Origin of the sequence: Streptomyces sp. NPDC050416 (genome assembly GCF_044458845.1) — a bacterium.
Taxonomy (GTDB): domain Bacteria; phylum Actinomycetota; class Actinomycetes; order Streptomycetales; family Streptomycetaceae; genus Streptomyces.
This window is the reverse complement of the sequence record NZ_JBITII010000001.1, coordinates 332,453-351,642: the sequence shown is the minus strand read 5'-3', so window position 1 is coordinate 351,642 and position 19,190 is coordinate 332,453. Positions and strand designations below refer to the sequence as shown.

The window sequence follows — 19,190 nt, the reverse complement described above, 5'->3', positions numbered from 1 at the left end:
GTGCGGCGAGTCGGGGGATCTCGAGTCCCCGACCAGCGGTACATCGTGCAAACCGCCGCACTCGGCGCCTGATCCGGTCCGCCCCCGGTGGGTACAGAGTCACGCATGAACGAGTGGTCGCCGGCGCCACACGAGGGGTACCTGCCGATCGAGGACCACGGCCTGATCGGCGACGGCCGGGGGTGCGCCCTGGTGGGCCGCGATGGCGCCATCAGCTTCATGTGCGTCCCGCGGTTCGACGCCCCGCCCCTGTTCTGTTCGCTGCTCGACCGGCACCGCGGCGGTTCCTTCCTGCTGGCACCAGAGGGACTGCGGCTGAGCCGCCAGCACTACATGGAGGACACCGGCGTCCTCGTGACAGAACTGCGTGCGGACACCGGAGTCGTCGAGATCACCGACGCGTTCCTCCTGCAGCCAGGTGCGCGGTTGGAAGTGGACGCCCCCGTCGGAACAGGGGAGCTGGTCCGGCACGCGCGCGTCACACAGGGCTCTGTCGATCTGGCAGTGGCGGTGCAGCCACGGGGTGAAACCCACGTCGAGCGTCAGGCCGCGGGCTGGCACCTGACGTGCCCCCGGCAAGCCCTGAAGCTGCACCTGACCGCCTCGCGGCCACTGCCCGGTCCCCGGTGCACCCTGTCCCTGAACCAGGGCGAGGACTTCTGGTTCCGTATGCGCTGGAGTGAACGACGGGGCGCCGACTCGGGGCGATCAGTATCCCAGTCCATCGACGGCACCGTACGGGCGTGGCGCCGCTGGTCGGCTTTCGTAGTGGACGACACTCCCCGCACTGACCTGGTACGCCGCTCGGCCATCACCCTGAAGCTCCTCGACTACGTCGAGAACGGCGCCATCGTCGCCGCCGCGACGTCCTCCCTGCCCGAACGCATCGGAGGCGACCGGAACTGGGACTACCGCTACGCGTGGATCCGTGACGCGGCGTACACCGTCTTCGCCCTGCGCCGCATCGGCCTTCCCGACGAGGCCGGGGGCTTCCTCGACTGGGCGCTGACCGCCGCCTGGCGGGAGGGGCGGCTGCGCGTGCTGTACGACGTGGACGGCCGGCCACCGCCGCCGGAAGTGATCGACGAGGAGCTGGAAGGCTACCGCCGCTCCGCACCCGTACGGTGGGGAAACGCCGCCGCCGAACAGCTCCAGCACGACGTCTATGGAGAACTGCTGGACTGCGCCTTCCAATGGGCGGCCACAGGCCGGACCTTGAGCGCCGGCCTCTGGCACCGACTGGCAGGCCTGGCCGAGCAGGCCCGCACCGCTTGGAGGAGACCGGATCACGGCATCTGGGAAGTACGCACCCACGGACGCCCGTTCACCTACTCGGCAGCGATGTGCCAGGTGGCGCTCGACCGTGCCGCACGACTCGCCACCCGCCTGAATCTCCCGTACGACGCCTCCACGTGGGCTGCGGAGGCCCGCCACCTCGCCGGGCGGATCATCCACGACGCCTGGGATGAGCACACGCACTCCTTCACAGAGCACCTCGGCGCAAGAGGCGGCCTGGACGCCTCCCTGCTCGCCCTGCCCCTCAGACGCGTCCTCCCCGCCGACCATCCCCGCATGATCGCCACCACCCAGGCGATCACCGAACGCCTCGGCGCGGGCGACGGCCTGCTGTACCGCTACCTGCCGCAGGACTCACCCGACGGCATCCAGGAGCCCGAGGGCGCCTTCCTGCTGTGCAGTTTCTGGCTGGTGGACAACCTCGCGGGCCAGGGGCGCGTCGACGAAGCGTCCGAGCTGTTCGAGCAGCTGTGCTCCTACGCCAGCCCGCTCGGCCTGTTCGCCGAACAGATCGACCCCGCAGACCGCTCCTTCCTCGGCAATTTCCCGCAGGCACTCAGCCACGTCGGGCTGCTGTCCAGTGCCGTCGTCCTCGGCCGCACGCAGCGCGGCGTACGCCCGGAGCTCTCCACTCACGCGTGGTTTCGGTGACGGCAGCGGTCCGGGGGCCTTGGCATCGGCTCAGGCAGGTGTCCGCTACACCCCCGGCTGACCCCCGCTCGACCTGGGCTAACGTATGCCGTCCCGAACAAAGAACGGAACACGGTATGGCGCACCAGGGGTGGGGACCGCAGGGGTCGAACGGGCCGCAAGGACCGAACGGTCCGCAGGGGCCGTACGGTCCCTACGGCTGGGGCGGCTGGCAGCCGCCACCGCCCAGACCGGGCGTGATACCGCTGGCACCGCTCGGGCTCGGGGCCGTCTACAGCGGTGCGTTCTCGACGATGGGGCGGTACGCGCGGCAGTTGTTCGGCGCGATGGGCGCGGGCCTCGCCCTGCTCCTCGCCGCGGCGGCCGGCGCGTTCGCGGTGGCCTACCTCAGCGTCGAGGACGACTGGAAGGTACTGATCCACGCCGACGAACCGACCTGGGCCATGGCAAGGCCGATCGCCATCTCCGTCGTGGTGGCGTACCTGGTGCTCATGCTGCTCACCCTGCTGGTGAACTCGTTCCTCTCCGCTGTCAGCCCGGTGGTCCTGGAACACGCCGTGCTGGGCCGGCGCACCACCTTCGGTGCGGTATGGCGCCGCGCCTGGGCCCGTACACCGTCGGTGCTCGGCATCACACTCCTCATGTATCTGCTGATCGCGATCCCGATCGCCCTCTTCTTCCTGGTCTGGGTCAGCCTGATCGCCCTGCTGGTGGCGGCCGAGAGTCCCCTGATGGCGCCAGGGCTCGTGTTCTTGCTCGGGCTGCTGATCCTGCCCTTGGTGATGTGGCTGGTGGTGTGCTTCTCGTTCGCGCCCGCCGCCGCGGTCCTTGAGTCGGCCGGCCCGGTCACCGCCCTGAAGCGTTCGTTCCGGCTGGTCCGCGGTGCCTGGTGGCGCACGTTCGGCATCCTGTTGCTCACCTGGGCCATGGTGGCCGTCGGAGGGTGGGTCGTGCAGATCCCGCTGCTGTTCGCCGGTCCGCAGCCCTCGTACGACGCCTACGGCCCGTCCGACGAACCGCCCTCCGACATCGGCGAGTTCTTCACCCACGTGTACGGCGACGCGCTGCCCGGCCTGTGGACCTATCTGATCCTCACCGTCGTCGTCGCGCTGGTGGTCCAGCTGCTCGCCACCGCCTTCACACAGATGGTCAGCACTCTGCTCTACATCGACCAGCGCATCCGCCGCGAAGGCCTGGGCGAGAGCCTGGCCCGGGCGGCCGGCCACCAGTAGACCGGCACGCGGAGGCCCAGGAGGCACAAGAGACAGGAAGCACACGGAAGGGCGGCCGGGCACCCAGCGGTACGACCACCGGGCCGCCCTGATGGGCACCCTCACGGTCTTCGCCACGGGTCAGGTTCACCGGCCGCCCCCGGCCCGGTGCTCGGGGCGTCCGCTCCGGACGGCCGGACGACGCAGCGCACTGGCTGTGTTCACCGCTCGGCGGACCGTGGGACCGGCCAGCTGGGCGCCATCTGCGAGATGGCCTACCACCAGGGCGTCGACCTGTACTGCTACGACGACAACCGCTTCTTCAAGGCGGCCCAGTACATCGCCCGCGATCTCCGACCACGGCCGCGTGGGCATCCGCCCCGTGTGGGTGATGCTCGGCGGGCGGCGGCAACTACGGCCCCAACAGCGGCGGTTACGACCAGCTCCGCTTCGGCACGCTGACCGCAGCCTGCGAGGTTCCAGCGGTGCGCGAGGAGACGGCGGGGCGGGTGCCTTGGCTAATCTGCACGCGTGACCACCGACCTCACCCTCCTGCCGCGTGTCGCCCATCGCGGACAGGAGATCACCGCGCCCCGGCTCCGCGGCCTCCTCGCGCTGCTCGCCGGCGACCTGCGCACGGGCTGCAGCACCGAGCGCCTGGTGGCCGGGCTGTGGCCGGACCAGTTGCCGGAGCGGCCGACGAAGGCGGTGCAGGTCCTCGTGTCCAGGGCGCGGGCGCAGCTGGGCGCCGACGTCATCGCGAGCACGCCGACCGGATACCGGCTCACCCTCGCCGAGGACCAGGTCGACAGCTCCGCCCTGCTGCTGCACGCCGCCGCGAGCGCGGACCGGGCCAGGGCCGGGGACCACTCCGGATCGCTGGCCGCGGCCGAGGCCGGACTCGCGCTGTGGGAGGGCACCCCTGACGAGGCCGGTGACACCGAGGACCCCGTGGCCGTGTTGCGCGCCGAGCGTGCCCCCGTCCGCGGCACGCTCGTCCGCGCGCGGGCGCTCGCACTCGCCCGCCTCGGACGGCACGCGGAGGCGGCCGGGCCGCTGGCCGTGGCAGCAGCGGAGCATCCGCGCGACGAGGAGATACTCGTCGAGCTGCTGCGCGTCGAGGCGGCGACGGCGGGCCCGTCCGCCGCGCTGGCGCGGTACGAGGCGTACCGCCGTGAGCTGCGCCAGACGCTCGGCACCGATCCGGGCCCCGGGCTCAAGGCCGTACAGCGGGAGCTGCTGCGCGGCGAGGCGCCGGTGGTCAGGCACGGCGTACCGCACGAGCCGAACCCGCTGCTCGGCCGGGACGAGGACATCGCGGAGGTGGAGCGGCTGCTGCGGGCTTCCCGCGCCGTCACGGTCGTCGGCCCCGGCGGCCTCGGCAAGACCCGGCTCGCGCACGCCGTCAGCCGCCGGGCCGAGCAGCAGGTGGTGTATTTCGTGCCGCTCGCCGCCGTCACCGCGGACGAGGACGTGGCCGCGGAGGTGGCCTCCGCGCTCGGCGCGGGGGAGAGGCGGCCCGGCGCCGTGGGCGGCCACACCCCGGCCGACCCGGTGTCCGGCATCCTCGGCGTGCTCGGCTCCGGGCCCGCTCTGCTGGCGCTGGACAACTGCGAGCAGGTCGTCCAGGGCGCCGCCGGCCTCGTACAGGCCCTGGTCTCGTCCTCGAAGGACCTGCGGGTGCTCGCCACCAGCCGGGCCCCGCTCGGCCTCACGTCGGAGGCGGTGTACGCGCTGCCGGAGCTCGGTCTCGACACCTCGGTCGAGCTGTTCACACAGCGGGCCCGGGCCGCCAGGACCGGTGTGGAGCTGCCGCCGGACGCGGTGGCCGAGCTGTGCCGCCACCTCGACGGGCTGCCGCTCGCCGTGGAGTTGGCCGCGGCCCGGGTGCGGGTGCTGTCGGTACCGGAGATCGCCCGCCGCCTCGGCGACCGGTTCGCGCTGCTGCGCGGCGGGGCACGGGACGCACCGGAACGCCACCGCACACTGCACGCGGTCGTGGAGTGGAGCTGGAATCTCCTCGACGAGGAGGCCAGGGCGGCGATGCGCACGCTGTCCGTCTTCCCCGGTGGCTTCTCCGGTGAGGCGGCGGAGCAGGTGCTCGGCGAGGACGCGCTGTTCCTGCTGGAGCAGTTGGCCGATCAGTCGCTGCTCACCGTCGCCGAGACTCCGGCCGGTGTGCGGTTCAGGATGCTGGAGACCGTACGGGAGTTCAGTGCGGTCCGGCGCGCGGAGGCGGGTGAGGAGGAAGAGACCATCGGCCGGTTTCTCGCCTGGGCGCGGGACTTCGGGGTCACGCACCACGACTGGCTCTTCCGCTCGGAACCGCTGACCGCCTGGGAGCTGATCAGAGCGGAGCAGGACAACCTCGTCCTGGCCCTGCGGCACGCCCTGGCCCGTACGGACAGCCCCACCACCGCCGCTCTCACGGCCGTCCTCGCCGCCCTGTGGTCCACCGGCTCCCACTACCCCCGCCTCGTCTCCCTCGCCGCGGACACCGGCCCGCCGCTGTCGCACTACCACCCCGAGCCCGAATACGTCGAAGTCGCCCGGGCCGCCGCGGTGTTCTGCACGGCGAACCTGTTCATGGGCTACGGCCCGGTCGCCGTACGCCATCTCGTCACCCTCAGGCGGCTGCCCCCGGCCCCGCCGGACACGCTGGTGCGGGCCATCGCCACAGTGCTGAGCACGGTCCCTGAGATGCTGCCGCCCGACTACGAAGCGCTGCACAAGCTGTGCGGCAGCGAGCAGCCGCTGCTCGCCGGCATCGCAGAGTGCGTCGCCACCTACGTCTGGGAGTCGGAGCAGGACATCGACCGCGCGCTCGCCTCGGCGCGCCGGATCATCGCCGAACTGACGCCGGTCGACAACCCGTTCCTTCAGCTCATGGGCCACGCCCGGCTGAGCGAGCTGTGCATGCAGACGGAGCAGGGCGAGGAAGCGTACGGGCACCTCCAAGCGGCGCTCGAGGTGCTGCCGCGACTCGGCGACGAGCACGACTTCATCGGCGTCCGCTGGGGCCTCGTCCTCGCCTGCCTGCAGCGCGGCGACGCCGACGAGGCCGAGTACTGGCTGCGGCAGGCGGAGGTCGCCGGCACCACGCAGCAGGACAACTACGGCATGGACCTCCTCGGGCGCGCCGAGATAGCGCTCGCCCGCGGACTGACGGAGGTCGGGCTCGGCTTGTGGCGCAGCGCCGTTCAGCCGCTGCCCGCGGTCGGCTCGGTACACGGCGGCGACCCCTTCTTCGACCGGTGGGCGCTGCAGATTCTTTCGGTGGCCGTGACGGCGCACGCCCACGCCGGCCGTCTCGAACTCGTCTCGGAGCCTGTCGGCCGGCTGCGGCAGGGGCTGCGGACCCTGCTCTCCGGTCCGCCCGGCTCTCCGATGGAACTCCCCGTGATCGGGACGGTGTTGCACGCCCTCGGTATGGCGGGGCTCGCGTCCGGCGACACCACCGGCGTACGGATGATCGCGCTGGCCGAACGGCTGCGGGTGATGCGTGACTTCCAGCCGACGATGTCGGCGGACCGCGCCCGGAAGGCGGCCGAGGAGGCCGACAGGGCGGCGTACGCCGACGCGGTGTCGGAGTACGCCGCCCTGGGGCGGGGCGAGTTGCGGGAGGCGGCCCGCGCGGTCATGCCGGTTACTTCGGGTCGCGGTTGAACAGCGAGGTCGACCAGCGGTAGCCGAGCGCGGTCAGGCCGACGCACCAGACGAGCGCGATCCACCAGTTGTCGCCGATCTCGGTGCCGAGCAGCAGGCCGCGCAGGGTCTCGATGGCCGGTGTGAACGGCTGGTACTCGGCGATCGGCTGGAACCAGCCCGGGATCGCGTCGATGGGGACGAAGGCGCTGGAGATGAGCGGCAGCAGGATCAGCGGGTATGTCATGTTGCTCGCCGCCTCGGGGTTCGGGCTGGCCATGCCCATCCCGACCGCGATCCAGGTGAGTGCCAGGGTGAACAGCGCGATCAGTCCGAACGCCGCCAGCCACTCCAGGGCCGTGGCGTCGGTGGACCGGAAGCCGATGGCCACGGCGACGGCACCGACGAGGACCAGGCTGGCGAGCACCTGCAGCACGCTGCCGACGACGTGCCCGATGAGCACGGACCCGCGGTAGACCGCCATCGTACGGAAGCGGGCGATGAGGCCCTCGGTCATGTCCATGGAGACGGAGATCGCGGCCCCGATCACGGTGGAGCCGATGGTCATCATCAACAGGCCCGGGACGAGATAGGCGATGTAGTCGGAGCGGTCGGCGCCGCCGCCACCGATGCCCGTGCTCATCACGCCTCCGAAGACGTAGACGAAGAGCAGCAGCAGCATGATCGGCGTGAGCAGCAGGTTCAGGGTCATCGACGGGTAGCGCCGTACGTGCAGCAGGTTGCGACGCAGCATCGTGTTCGAGTCGCGGACGGCGAGGGAGATCCGCGTCGGGCGGGCAGGAGCCAGGGGGGCGCTCATCGGACGGTCTCCTTGGGCTGGTCGGGGACGGTGGTGTCGCCGGTCAGGGCGAAGAACACGTCGTCCAGGTCGGGGGTGTGCACAGTCAGCTCGTCCGCCTCGATGCCGGCCGAGTCCAGCCAGTCGAGGATGGCGCGCAGCTCGCGCTGGCTGCCGCCGCTGGGGATCTGCAGCGACAGCGCCTCGTCGTCCCTGGTGGTCTCGCGCAGGGCGACGGCGGCGGACCGGTACGCGGCCGGGTCGGTGAACCGCAGCCGCACGTGCCCGCCCGGGACGAGCCGCTTCAGCTCGTCGGCGCTTCCCTCGGCGGCGAGCTTGCCGTCGCTCAGCACCGCGATGCGGTCGGCGAGTTCGTCGGCCTCCTCCAGGTACTGGGTGGTGAGGAAGACGGTGACGCCGCCGGAGACCAGCTCGCGGATGATGCCCCACATGGTGTGGCGGCTGCGCGGGTCGAGGCCGGTGGTCGGCTCGTCGAGGAAGATGATCCGCGGGTCGCCGACCAGTGTCATGGCGATGTCGAGGCGGCGCTTCATGCCGCCCGAGTACGTGGAGACGGGCTTCTTCGCCGCCTCCACCAGGTCGAAGCGCTCGAGGATTTCGGCCGCGGTACGGCGGCCCTCGCTGCGGGAGAGGTGGTGCAGGTCCGCCATGAGGAGCATGTTCTCCTCGCCGGTGATCAGCCCGTCCACGGCGGAGAACTGCCCGGTGACACCGATCGCGGCCCGCACCGCCTGCGGCGCGGTGGCCAGGTCGTGGCCGCCGACGTGCAGCTCGCCGGCGTCGGCGGTGATGAGGGTGGAGAGGATCTTCACGGCGGTGGTCTTGCCGGCGCCGTTCGGACCGAGCAGGGAGAACACGGTGCCCGTCGGCACCGCCAGGTCGATGCCGTCGAGGACCGTCTTGTCCCCGTACGCCTTGCGCAGCCCTTTGGCCGCGATGGCAAGTGAGCGGGATGTCGTCGTCATGCCGCAGAGGTTGCGGCACGGCGCATTCAGCCCGGTTTCAGGGTGCTTTCAGCTCCCTGAAACCGGGCCATGGGAGTCCGGGATCAGTAGCCGTAGATCATCTTGTAGGCGACCTCGGGGAGGAACTGACCGGCCGAGGAGCCGCCTCCGACGCCGCAGTTGCCGTCGGACTCGCCCGGCACCTTGATCCACAAGAGCATCTCGGCGCCTCCGCCCAGCTGGGTGGGGGTGCCGATGCGGCGGCCCGAGGGGTTGCACCACTGGCCGTTGGAGCCGTTGCCGTTGCGGCTGGTGTCCACGACGAACGGCTTGGTGTAGCCGTAGCGGGAACTCAGTTCACGGTTGACCGCGTTGCCGTAGGCGGTGTTCTCGGCGGTGGCGATGTAGTTGGAGATGTTGAGCGAGAAGCCGTGGGCCTGTCGGAGTCCGGCTTCGTGGAGGCGCCGGGCCATGGTCGCCGCGTCGGCCCAGCGCGGATTGCCGGCGTCCATGTAGACCCAGGTGTTGGGGGCCTGGCGGTTGAACTCGGCGAGGGCGCCGGTCAGCATGCTTTCGCGTTCGTCGATCTGGGCCTGGGTCATGCAGCCGTAGTCCCCGAGGGAGTCCGGCTCCAGGATGACGACGGCCGGGCGGTTGGCGATACCGCCGGCGAACTGCGCGATCCAGCTCCGGTAGGCGGACGGCGAGGAGGCCCCGCCGGCGGAATGGCCGCCGCAGTAGTCGCGGTTGTAGATGTTGTAGGCGACGAGGAGGGGGAGCTTGTCGACGCGGTCCGCCGCTCCCGCGTACCCGCCCGTGGCGGTGCCGATGGTGCCGCTCCAGGAGCCGAACCAGCGGGCCATCGGGGTGTTGGCGATGGAGGCGTTGATGGCGCCGGCCCGGCCGTCACCGGGGTTGGCGGCGGTCCACCTCTTCGCGCTGGAGTCGGGGTCCACGTAGAACCCGCTGGTCATGCCGGTCGGGTCGGCGGCGTGGGCGGACGGTGCGGCGGCGAACGCCAGCGGCAGAGCGAGCAGGGCTGCGGCCAAGGCGCGGAGTCTGCGCATGACTGAACCTCGATTTCCTGGCAGGGGGACGTCGCACGCTCTCGTCCCGAGCGTGCGACCTGAGCAGGAGCGGTGTGACGACCGGATCTTGGGAGCGCTCCCATTGGAAGCGGTCCCAACAACAGTGGAAAGTCGTCGGGGTGTGTTCGGTATGGTGTGGCGGGGTAGTTGAGGTGTCAAGAGCCGATGCTCAATGCGATGCGTATGGCGAGAACACGCCTTGATGAAGCCTTGGACTGGAAGCGATCCCAGTCCTGTGAGGGTCGAGAACTCTCCCTGAGGGAAAGGCTCGTGGTCCATGGCACAAGCCGCGCCGCGCCGGCAGCCGACGCTCGACGAGGTGGCCGAACGCGCCGGTGTCTCCCGCTCCGTGGCCTCCCGCGCCCTCAACAACGCTCCGCATGTCAGCCGTGCCAAACGGGAGGCGGTCGAACGGGCCGTCCGGCAACTCGGCTATGTGCCCAACCCGGCCGCCCGTGCCCTGGCCACGCGTCAGACGGGAGCGGCCGCCCTGGTCGTCTCGGGAGAGGATCCGTCGATCTTCGCGGATCCGTTCTACGCCCAGGTGATCGTGGGGGCGTCGACCGCTCTGGAGGAGGCCGACCTGCATCTGATGCTGTGCCTGGCCGCTTCCGACCGGGGCCGCAAGCGGGTGGAGGAGCTCTTCCGGACCAAGGGCGCCGACGGCGTCATGCTGATGGCGCTGCGCGAGGACGACCCGCTGGCCGGTATAGCCGAGGAGGCGGAGATGCCCGTCGTGTTCGGAGGGCGCCCGGTCGGTTCGACTCCCCGGTGGTACGTGGACGTCGACAACGTCGGCGGAGCGCGCGAGGCGACCGAGTACCTCGTGTCACGCGGCCGGACTCGCGTGGCCGCGATCTGCGGGCGTCTGGACACCGAGGCCGGGCGGGCCCGGTACCGCGGCTACCGGGACGCCTTGCTGGCGGCCGGGCTCGATCCGTTGCCGCCGCAGGAGGGGGACTTCACCGAGCCCAGTGGAGCCGCCGCCATGGCCGTCCTGCTGGCGCACCATCCCCACCTGGACGGGGTGTTCGCCGCCAACGACAACATGGCGGCGGGCGCGCTGCGCACGCTGCGCTCGGCCGGCCGGGCGGTCCCCGCCGACGTCGCTGTGGTCGGCTTCGACGACCTGACCGTCGCCCAGGTCGCCGATCCGCCCCTCACCACCGTCCATCAGCCCATAGCGGCTCTCGGGCGGGAGATGGCGCGCATGCTCGTCACGGTCGTCAACGGACACGACCCCACCCCGTTGATCCTGCCCACGCGGCTGGTCGTCCGGTCGAGCGCCTGACGGGCCTGACGGACGAGTATGACGGCCGCCCAGGGCACGCTCGCCGAAGCCCGCCGGCGCTCGGCGGGACGCCCGGCCCGGGTTCACCGCCGGCCCGGGTCTCTCACCGCCGGGCCGGGCGCGCTTCCGCTCTCGGCGCGTCCGGCCCGGTGACTGTCACTGGCCCGGGTGGGAGAGCTCGATGTCGTGGCTCTCCACGCCCGAGCCGCGCACGGTCAGGGTGGGGACCTTCGGAGGGTAGCCGGCCGCCATCACCGTGTACTCGCCCCCGTCCAGGTCGGTGAAGGCGTAGCCGCCGTCCTCGCCGGTGGTCGTGGGGGCCACCACGTTGTCGGCCGCGTCGACGAGCGTGACCCGCGCATCGCCCAGCGGCCGGCCCGCGGCGTGCACCACGCCCTGCATCCGCAGGAGTACAGTTCGACCTCGGTCCTGGTGACGCCCCGCGCGGCGATCTCGACGGGCAGCGCGACCGGCCGGTAGCCGGATGCGGTCACCGCGAGGGTCAACTGGCCGGGCACCAGCTCGGCGAAGCCGAACGTGCCGTCCGCGTCGGTCAGCCCGGCGGCGAGCACGTCGCCGCGCACGTCGGCGGCGACCACCATGGCGCCGGAGACCGGCTCCTGGTGATCCGCCGACCTGACCGTGCCGGCCAGGCCGCTGGTGCCGGAGAGCAGGATGTCGTACGGGACCGGCTCCTCGCCGACCACCACCGTGGAGGCCTGTGGCTGGTAGCCCTCGGCGGAGGCGATGAGCACGTAGCTTCCCGCGCCCGGCGCGTCCACGGTGTACGAACCGTCCGGGTGGGCCACCACGCGGCCCTCCTGCCGCCCGCCGAGCGAGATCAGGGTGACCGACGCCCGCGGCACGGCTGCCGACTCGGCGCCGCTGACGTGGCCGCTGACCAAAATGCGGATCTGCCTAGGGTTGGCCCCCACGCGCGTCGTTCAGGCGTCGTAAGTGTGGAAGCCCCGGCCGCTCTTGCGGCCGAGGTGGCCCGCGGCGACCATGCGGCGCAGGAGGGCCGGCGGGGCGTACAGCGGCTCCTTGAACTCCTCGTACATCGACTCGGCCACGGCCTGGGCGGTGTCGAGGCCGATGAGGTCGAGCAGCCGCAACGGCCCCATGGGGTGGGCGCAGCCGAGTTCCATGCCCCGGTCGATGTCCTCCGGCCGCGCGGCGCCCGACTCCACCATCCGTACCGCGCTCAGCAGGTAGGGCACGAGGAGGGCGTTGACGACGAAGCCGGAGCGGTCGGGCGCCTGGATGGCCTGCTTGCCCAGCTGCTCGGCGAAGCCGCGGGTGCGCCGCACGGTGTCCGCGCTGGTGGTGAGGGCGGGAATGAGCTCCACCAGCTGCTGCACGGGCACGGGGTTGAAGAAGTGCATGCCGATGACCTGCGCGGGCCGCTCGGTGACGACCGCGAGATCGACGATGGGGATGGAGGAGGTGTTGGTGGCCAGGACCGCCGCCGGGTCTTCGACCACCTTGTCGAGGGTGCGCAGGACGTCCGTCTTGATGTCGCGGTTCTCGGCGACCGCCTCGACGACGAACTGGCGGTCGGCCAGGTCGCTGAGGTCGTGGGTGAAGGAGAGCCTGGCGAGGGCCTGGTCCCGCTGCTCCTCGCCGAGCTTGCCACGCCGTACGCCTCGGTCGAGTGAGGCGGTGAGCCGGCGGCGGCCTGCCTCCAGCGCGTCCGGTGTGGCCTCGGCGACTCGGACGTCGATGCCGCTGCGGGCCGCGACTTCGGCGATGCCGGAGCCCATGAGGCCGCATCCGACCACGCCGATGCGAGTAACGGGATCCATCTGAGGTCCTATCTGGTGAGGCGCTGCGGGGTGGTTTCCGGGCTACGGGGCTGGGTCAGACGTTGCGGCGGTACTGGCCGCCCACCTCGAAGAAGGCCTCGGTGATCTGCTGGAGCGAGCAGACCCGGGTGGCGTCCATGAGGACGGCGAAGACGTTGTCGCCGCTCGTCGCCGCGCGCTTGAGAGCGGCAAGGGCGTCGTGGGCCTGGTCGCGGTGGCCGGCGTGGAAGTCCCGCACGCGCTCCAGCTGGGACTGCTTCTCCTCCTCGGTGGCCCGGGCGAGTTCCAGCTCCTGGGGCCGGCTGTCGCCGCCGGGGCGGAGGAAGGTGTTGACGCCGATGATGGGCAGGGAGCCGTCGTGCTTGCGCTGCTCGTACAGCATCGACTCGTCCTGGATGCGGCCCCGCTGGTAGCCGGTCTCCATCGCGCCCAGCACACCGCCGCGCTCGCTGATCCGCTCGAACTCCTGGAGGACGGCCTCCTCCACCAGGTCCGTGAGTTCGTCGATGATGAACGATCCCTGGAGGGGGTTCTCGTTCATCGCCAGGCCCCACTCGCGGTTGATGACCAGCTGGATCGCCAGCGCCCGCCGCACCGACTCCTCGGACGGGGTGGTGACGGCCTCGTCGTAGGCGTTGGTGTGCAGCGAGTTCGCGTTGTCGTAGATGGCCGTGAGGGCCTGGAGGGTGGTGCGGATGTCGTTGAAGTCCATTTCCTGGGCGTGCAGGGAGCGTCCGGAGGTCTGGACGTGGTACTTCAGCTTCTGACTGCGTTCGTTCGCCCCGTACTTCTCCTTCATCGCGACGGCCCAGACCCGGCGGGCGACCCGGCCGAGGACGGAGTACTCGGGGTCCATGCCGTTGGAGAAGAAGAACGACAGGTTCGGGGCGAAGTCGTCGATGTGCATGCCCCGGGCCAGATAGGCCTCGACGTAGGTGAAGCCGTTGGCGAGGGTGAAGGCGAGCTGGCTGATGGGGTTCGCGCCGGCTTCGGCGATGTGGTAGCCGGAGATGGACACGGAGTAGAAGTTGCGGACCTTGTGGGCGATGAACCACTCCTGGATGTCGGCCATCATCCGCAGCGAGAACTCGGTGGAGAACAGGCAGGTGTTCTGGCCCTGGTCCTCCTTGAGGATGTCGGCCTGCACCGTGCCGCGCACGTTCGCGAGCGCGTGGGCCCGCAGCTCGGCCGCCTCCTCGGGAGACGGGTCGCGGCCCTCGGCGGCCCGGAACTTCTCCGTCTGCTGGTCTATCGCGGTGTTGAGGAAGAACGCCAGGATCGTCGGCGCGGGGCCGTTGATGGTCATGGAGACCGAGGTCGTGGGTGAGGTCAGGTCGAAGCCGTCGTAGAGTGCCTTCATGTCCGCGAGCGTGGCCACCGACACGCCGGACGTGCCGACCTTGCCGTAGATGTCGGGGCGTTCGTCCGGGTCGCGGCCGTAGAGAGTGACCGAGTCGAAGGCGGTGGACAGGCGGGTGGCCGGCTGGCCCTCGGAGAGCAGCTTGAAGCGCCGGTTCGTACGGAACGGATCGCCCTCACCGGCGAACATCCGGGCCGGGTCCTCGCCGTCGCGCTTGAAGGGGAACACCCCTGCCGTGAAGGGGAAGTAGCCGGGCAGGTTCTCCCCGCGCCAGAACCGCACCAGCTCCCCATGGTCGGTGAAGCGGGGCAGGGCGACGCGCGGGACCTTGTTCCCGGACAGGGACTCGCGGGTCAGCTTGGTGCGGATCTCCCTGTCCCGGACCTTCACCACCTGCTCGTCCCCGGAGTAGGAGGCGATGACGGCGGGCCAGTTCCCGATCTGCTCCGTGATCTGGTGCGGGAGCTGCTTGCGGGCGTCGTCGAGCAGCGAGTGCACGTTCACAGCGTCGGAGCCGGCCTCGACGAGCTCGTCCCTCACCGCCTCCAGGCGCTGCAGCCGCCTGGCCGCCTCGGCCAGGCGCGCGGTCTCGGCGTGGTACGCGCGGACCGTGTCGGTGATCTCGGCGAGGTAGCGCACCCGGCCTGCGGGGACGACCTGTCGGATGCCGGAGGAGTGGCGTACCGCGACCGGTGCCAGCGCGCCCTCGGACAGCGGCAGGCCCTTCTCCGCCAGGCCCGTCTTCAGGTGCTGGTAAAGCGCGGTGACACCGTCGTCGTTGAACGTCGCCGCCGACGTGCCGTACACCGGCATGTCCTCGGGCCGTTTGCCGAACGCCTCCCGGTTGCGGATCAGTTGGCGGCCCACGTCACGCAGCGCGTCCTGCGCGCCGCGCCGCTCGAACTTGTTGATCGCCACGACGTCGGCGAAGTCGAGCATGTCGATCTTCTCCAGCTGCGAGGCGGCACCGAACTCCGGTGTCATCACATACAGCGAGGTGTCGACGAACGGCACGATCGCCGCGTCACCCTGGCCGATGCCCGGCGTCTCCACGATCACCAGGTCGAACCCGGCGGCCTTGACCACGTCGATGACATCGGTGAGGTGCTCGGGCAGCTCGCGACTGCCACGGGTGGCCAGGCTGCGGAAGAAGACCCGGCTGCCGTCCAGGGAGTTCATGCGGATCCGGTCGCCGAGCAGTGCTCCGCCGCCGCGGCGGCGGGTCGGGTCGACCGCGATCACGGCGATCCGCAGCTTGTCCTGCTGGTCGAGGCGGAAGCGGCGCACCAACTCGTCCGTCAGTGACGACTTGCCCGAGCCGCCCGTGCCGGTGATGCCCAGCACCGGCATGACACGTGCCGCGGCGGCGGCCCGCAGCCGCTCCAGGAGATCCGGGGGCAGCTTGCCCAGTTCCGCGCCGGTGATGGCGCGGGCGATGGCGAACCGGTCGCCCGCCAGCACGGCGGACGCGTCGGTCGGCTTGCCGTCCCAGAGGTCGAAGTCGCAGTCCTTCACGACCGAGTTGACCATCCCGGCCAGGCCCATCCGCTGCCCGTCCTCGGGGGAGAAGATGGTCACCCCGCTGCCGCGCAGCCGGGAGATCTCCTCGGGCACGATGACGCCGCCTCCGCCGCCCACCACACGGATGTGGTCGGCTCCCGCCGCGCGCAGCGACTCGACCAGGTACTCGAAGTACTCCACGTGCCCGCCCTGGTACGACGAGACGGCGACACCGTGGGCGTCCTCCTCCACAGCGGCGTCCACGACCTCCCGCACCGACCGGTTGTGCCCGAGGTGGATCACCTCGGCGCCCTGGGACTGGAAGATGCGCCGCATGATGTTGATCGACGCGTCATGCCCGTCGAACAGAGCCGAAGCCGTGACCAGGCGGACAGGGTGCACGGGTCGGTGCAGATCGCTCATGGGGGCCTTCCCGGACGGGGCGGGGGTACTGCCGACAGAAGAGATACTAGGACGTCCTAGTAAATCGCAGGGGGTGATCGCCGTCACAGATCCAGGACGAGGCGAGTTCCGCACGAGCGGGAGACGCAGATGAGCATGGTGTCACCGGCGGCCCGCTCGTCCTCGGTCAGCAGGGAGTCGCGGTGGTCGGGCTTGCCGTCGAGTACGTCGGTCTCGCAGGTGCCGCACGTGCCTTCCCGGCAGGAGAAGTCCGCCGCGACACCGGCCTGCTCCACGGTTTCGAGCACCGAGCGGTCCGCCGGCACGGTGAGGGTGAGCCCGGACCGGGCGAGCTCCACCTCGAAGGCCTCGGCCTGGCCGGTCGCGTCCGTGCCTACCGGAGCGAACCGCTCGACGCCCAGCGTGCCGGGAGGCCAGTGCCCGCAGTGTTCCTGCACCGCCCGCAACAGCGGCTCGGGACCGCAGGCGTGCACCAGCGTGTCCTCCTCGGGTACGCCGAGGTGGGCGGCGAGGTCCAGCAGACCGTACTCGTCCTGCGGACGGACGAGGACCCGGTCCCCGTGCGGGGCGAGGCGGTCCAGGAACGCCATGGAGGTACGGGTGCGCCCGCCGTACAGCAGACGCCAGTCGGCCCCCGCGGCCTCGGCGGCCTCCACCATCGGGAGGATGGGCGTGATACCGACGCCGCCGGCGATGAACAGATGGCGTGCGGCGGGCCGCAGCGGGAAGTTGTTCCGCGGTCCGCGGGCCCGCAGGACGGTGCCTTCGCGCAGGTGGTCGTGGATGTACGCGGAGCCTCCGCGGCCCTGCGGCTCGCGCAGCACGGCGATCTGCCAGGAGTCGCGCGCGGCCGGATCTCCGCACAGTGAGTACTGACGGATCAGGCCCCCGTCGTCACCGTTCAGGAATACGTCGATGTGGGAGCCCGGTGTCCAGGCGGGGAGCATCCCGCCGTCGGGGCGGCGCAGGGTGAGGGAGACGACGCCGTCGGCGGCGAGGGTACGGGCCGCCACGACAAGGGTCGTGTCGACCGAGGTCAGTTGGACGTTCATGATGATTCTCCGACTGTCACTCAACTCGCCTCGGACACAGCCGAGTTCGTGCGCGAGGTGGTCATCCCGGCCGAGCGCGAGTGCGGCGGGTCCGTGCACGACGCCCCCGAGGCCCTGCGGGAGACCCTGCAGAAGGCCGCCCTTGACGCGGGGGTCTTCGCTCCGCACGTGCCAGCGCGCTGGGGCGGACACGGGCTCGACCTGCGCGGGCAGGCGGTGGTGTTCGAAGCGGCGGGCTACTCCCTGCTCGGCCCGCTGGCGCTGAACTGCGCGGCCCCGGACGAGGGCAATATGCACCTGTTGGAGAAGGTGGCCACCGAAGGGCAGAAGCAGAGGTATCTGCGTCCGCTCGCCGCGGGTGAATCGCGGTCCTGCTTCGCCATGACCGAACCGGCGCCTGGTGCGGGTGCCGATCCCCGCTCCCTGCGGACCACCGCGACCCGGGTCCCCGGCGGCTGGCGCATCGACGGGCGCAAGTGGTTCATCACCGGTGCCGAGGGAGCCGGCTTCACCATCGTCATGGCCCGTACCTCCGGCAGCCCCGGCGACCCGGGCGGCGCCACCATGTTCCTGGTCGACGCCGGCAACCCCGGCATGCACCTCGTCCGGACCATCGAGACCCTCGACGAGTCGCTCTTCGCCGGGCACAGCGAGATCGCCTTCGAGGAGTGCGTCGTGGGGGAGGAGCAGGTGCTCGGCGCGGTGGACCACGGCTTCGAGGGCGCCCAGGTCAGGCTCGGCCCCGCCCGGATGACGCACTGCATGCGCTGGCTGGGAGCCGCCCGCCGCGCCCAGGACGTGGCGCTGGAGCGGGCGGGGAGCCGGATGGCGTTCGGCTCGGCGCTGGGCGACCTCGGCATGGTCCAGCAGATGCTGGCCGACTCCGAGATCGACATCGAGGCCAGCCGCGCCCTGATCCTGCGCACGGCCTGGGAACTGGACACCGGCTCCGCAGCCGCCTCGCAGCTCACCTCGGTGTCCAAGACCTTCGTGGCGGAGGCGGTGAACCGGGTGGTCGACCGCGCGGTGCAGATCTGCGGAGCGCTCGGCATCTCGGCCGAAGACGCCCCGCTGGCCCGCCTGTTCCGGGAGGTGCGGCCGTTCCGCATCTACGACGGCCCGTCGGAGACGCACCGCTTCGCCATAGCGCGCCGCGCGCTGCGGCCCTACCGGCAGCCGCGCACGGGCGTCGCCGACAGCTGATGACGACGTCGAGCCGAGACGCAACCAAACGTTGCGCGTAAACGTTCGCTGTCGTACGCTGATACGCAACTAAAGGTTGCGAAAGGGTTCGGGCATGGAATACGGCAGCATCGAGCGCGAGATCCACGTCGACGCGTCACCGGAGGTGGTCTTCGAGGTCGTCAGCAAGCCGGAGCACATGCGGGAGTGGTGGCCGGACGACGCGCGGTTCAAGTCCGTGCCGGGCGCGCCCGGTGAGCTCTTCTGGCGGGACGAGACGACCGGCGAGACCATGACCGTCGCGCTCACCGTCGTCGAGGTCGATCCGCCGTCCCGGTTCTCGTTCAGGTGGTGCTACACCGGCGCCGAACGGGGCGGGGACTCGTTGCTGGTCACCTTCGACCTGCTGCCGACGGAGCAGGGGACGCGGGTGCGGATGACCGAGACCGGGTTCCGCGAGATGGGCTGGGAGGTCGCCGTTCTCGAGGAGCAGTACCGCGATCACGTGAGCGGCTGGGACCACTACATCCCCCGGCTGGACGCGTACATCGCGCGGCTGGTGTCGGCCTCATGAGCACGCCGGTCGACGACGAGCTGTGGTCGGCGATCGGTGACCCCACCCGGCGCACGCTGATCGACCTGCTTCTGGCGTCCGGAGCCGGAACGGCCACCTCACTGAGCGCGGGCCTGCCCCTCACCCGGCAGGCCGTGTCCAAACACCTCGCCGTCCTCGACCGGGTCGGGCTGGTCCGTGCCGAGCCGGCCGGCCGCGAGCGGCGCTACCGGGTCGACGAGGCACAACTCGCCCGCGCGGCCGCGCAACTGGCCGCGGTCGGCACGTCCTGGGACGCCCGACTGCGCCGGATCAAGCACATCGCGGAGGCGATCGAACGCAGCCGTGACCACACCGAAGGGGAATGAA

13 protein-coding genes and 1 pseudogene are annotated in these 19,190 nt (G+C 71.1%); 7 read left to right on the top strand and 7 right to left on the bottom strand.

The features are described from left to right. Nucleotides 1-105 precede the first annotated feature (105 nt). The 3 genes from ACIBL4_RS01635 (at nt 106) to ACIBL4_RS01625 (ending at nt 6,824) form a co-directional block, all read left to right on the top strand. Nucleotides 106-1,947, top strand: coding sequence for a glycoside hydrolase family 15 protein (locus ACIBL4_RS01635; RefSeq protein WP_399405391.1), 1,842 nt, complete (start codon nt 106-108; stop codon nt 1,945-1,947). Nucleotides 1,948-2,063: 116 nt separating this feature from the next. After that, complete coding sequence (locus tag ACIBL4_RS01630; RefSeq protein WP_399405389.1) at nt 2,064-3,179, top strand: hypothetical protein; 1,116 nt, start codon at nt 2,064-2,066, stop codon at nt 3,177-3,179. A gap of 510 nt (nt 3,180-3,689) precedes the next feature. Beyond that, a complete protein-coding gene (locus ACIBL4_RS01625) occupies nt 3,690-6,824 on the top strand; it encodes an ATP-binding protein (RefSeq protein WP_399405387.1) in 3,135 nt (1,044 codons plus the stop codon). Here the strand turns inward: ACIBL4_RS01625 and ACIBL4_RS01620 are convergent. The 3 genes from ACIBL4_RS01620 to ACIBL4_RS01610 all read right to left on the bottom strand — a co-directional run bounded on the left by ACIBL4_RS01620 (nt 6,805) and on the right by ACIBL4_RS01610 (nt 9,634). After that, nucleotides 6,805-7,623: an ABC transporter permease gene (locus ACIBL4_RS01620; RefSeq protein WP_399405385.1), complete on the bottom strand. Its 819-nt coding sequence runs from the start codon at nt 7,621-7,623 to the stop codon at nt 6,805-6,807. The two genes, ACIBL4_RS01625 and ACIBL4_RS01620, sit on opposite strands and share 20 nt — an antisense overlap. Then, entirely contained in the window at nt 7,620-8,588 is a 969-nt protein-coding gene (locus ACIBL4_RS01615; protein WP_399405383.1) for an ATP-binding cassette domain-containing protein, read from the bottom strand. Before ACIBL4_RS01615 ends, ACIBL4_RS01620 begins: the two co-directional genes overlap by 4 nt. Nucleotides 8,589-8,671: 83 nt before the next feature. Continuing rightward, nucleotides 8,672-9,634 (bottom strand): glycoside hydrolase family 6 protein, encoded by a 963-nt coding sequence (locus ACIBL4_RS01610; protein WP_399405381.1) that lies wholly within the window; start codon nt 9,632-9,634, stop codon nt 8,672-8,674. A 298-nt stretch (nt 9,635-9,932) separates the two neighbouring features. On the opposite strand from ACIBL4_RS01610, the gene ACIBL4_RS01605 reads away from it, so the two are divergent. Next, on the top strand, nt 9,933-10,946 hold the full coding sequence (locus tag ACIBL4_RS01605; protein ID WP_399405379.1) for a LacI family DNA-binding transcriptional regulator: 1,014 nt from the start codon (nt 9,933-9,935) through the stop codon (nt 10,944-10,946). A 156-nt stretch (nt 10,947-11,102) separates the two neighbouring features. On the opposite strand, the pseudogene ACIBL4_RS01600 reads toward ACIBL4_RS01605, so the two are convergent. The 4 genes and pseudogenes from ACIBL4_RS01600 to ACIBL4_RS01585 form a co-directional block, all read right to left on the bottom strand. Further along, a pseudogene (locus tag ACIBL4_RS01600) lies at nt 11,103-11,854 on the bottom strand (carboxypeptidase regulatory-like domain-containing protein); the annotation flags it as partial. Nucleotides 11,855-11,890: 36 nt separating this feature from the next. After that, nucleotides 11,891-12,751, bottom strand: a complete 861-nt coding sequence (locus ACIBL4_RS01595; RefSeq protein WP_399405377.1) for a 3-hydroxybutyryl-CoA dehydrogenase — start codon at nt 12,749-12,751, stop codon at nt 11,891-11,893. 55 nt (nt 12,752-12,806) lie between these two features. Then, nucleotides 12,807-16,034 (bottom strand): fused isobutyryl-CoA mutase/GTPase IcmF, encoded by a 3,228-nt coding sequence (gene icmF, locus ACIBL4_RS01590; protein WP_399405375.1) that lies wholly within the window; start codon nt 16,032-16,034, stop codon nt 12,807-12,809. Nucleotides 16,035-16,117: 83 nt separating this feature from the next. Beyond that, nucleotides 16,118-17,086, bottom strand: a complete 969-nt coding sequence (locus ACIBL4_RS01585; RefSeq protein WP_399405373.1) for a PDR/VanB family oxidoreductase — start codon at nt 17,084-17,086, stop codon at nt 16,118-16,120. A gap of 48 nt (nt 17,087-17,134) precedes the next feature. On the opposite strand from ACIBL4_RS01585, the gene ACIBL4_RS01580 reads away from it, so the two are divergent. The 3 genes from ACIBL4_RS01580 (at nt 17,135) to ACIBL4_RS01570 (ending at nt 19,189) form a co-directional block, all read left to right on the top strand. Then, nucleotides 17,135-18,289, top strand: coding sequence for an acyl-CoA dehydrogenase family protein (locus ACIBL4_RS01580; RefSeq protein ID WP_399405371.1), 1,155 nt, complete (start codon nt 17,135-17,137; stop codon nt 18,287-18,289). A gap of 94 nt (nt 18,290-18,383) precedes the next feature. Then, nucleotides 18,384-18,842 (top strand): SRPBCC domain-containing protein, encoded by a 459-nt coding sequence (locus ACIBL4_RS01575; protein ID WP_399405369.1) that lies wholly within the window; start codon nt 18,384-18,386, stop codon nt 18,840-18,842. Then, nucleotides 18,839-19,189 carry a metalloregulator ArsR/SmtB family transcription factor gene (locus tag ACIBL4_RS01570; RefSeq protein ID WP_354742206.1) on the top strand — a complete coding sequence of 117 codons (351 nt, stop codon included), beginning with the start codon at nt 18,839-18,841 and terminating at the stop codon, nt 19,187-19,189. Before ACIBL4_RS01575 ends, ACIBL4_RS01570 begins: the two co-directional genes overlap by 4 nt. Nucleotide 19,190: the final 1 nt, after the last annotated feature.

Coding starts and splice junctions, on each gene's coding strand:
- ACIBL4_RS01635 (WP_399405391.1), top strand. CDS start 106: ATGAACGAGTGGTCGCCGGCGCCACACGAGGGGTACCTGCCGATCGAG.
- ACIBL4_RS01630 (WP_399405389.1), top strand. CDS start 2,064: ATGGCGCACCAGGGGTGGGGACCGCAGGGGTCGAACGGGCCGCAAGGA.
- ACIBL4_RS01620 (WP_399405385.1), bottom strand. CDS start 7,623: ATGAGCGCCCCCCTGGCTCCTGCCCGCCCGACGCGGATCTCCCTCGCC.
- ACIBL4_RS01615 (WP_399405383.1), bottom strand. CDS start 8,588: ATGACGACGACATCCCGCTCACTTGCCATCGCGGCCAAAGGGCTGCGC.
- ACIBL4_RS01610 (WP_399405381.1), bottom strand. CDS start 9,634: ATGCGCAGACTCCGCGCCTTGGCCGCAGCCCTGCTCGCTCTGCCGCTG.
- ACIBL4_RS01605 (WP_399405379.1), top strand. CDS start 9,933: ATGGCACAAGCCGCGCCGCGCCGGCAGCCGACGCTCGACGAGGTGGCC.
- ACIBL4_RS01595 (WP_399405377.1), bottom strand. CDS start 12,751: ATGGATCCCGTTACTCGCATCGGCGTGGTCGGATGCGGCCTCATGGGC.
- icmF (WP_399405375.1), bottom strand. CDS start 16,034: ATGAGCGATCTGCACCGACCCGTGCACCCTGTCCGCCTGGTCACGGCT.
- ACIBL4_RS01585 (WP_399405373.1), bottom strand. CDS start 17,086: ATGAACGTCCAACTGACCTCGGTCGACACGACCCTTGTCGTGGCGGCC.
- ACIBL4_RS01575 (WP_399405369.1), top strand. CDS start 18,384: ATGGAATACGGCAGCATCGAGCGCGAGATCCACGTCGACGCGTCACCG.
- ACIBL4_RS01570 (WP_354742206.1), top strand. CDS start 18,839: ATGAGCACGCCGGTCGACGACGAGCTGTGGTCGGCGATCGGTGACCCC.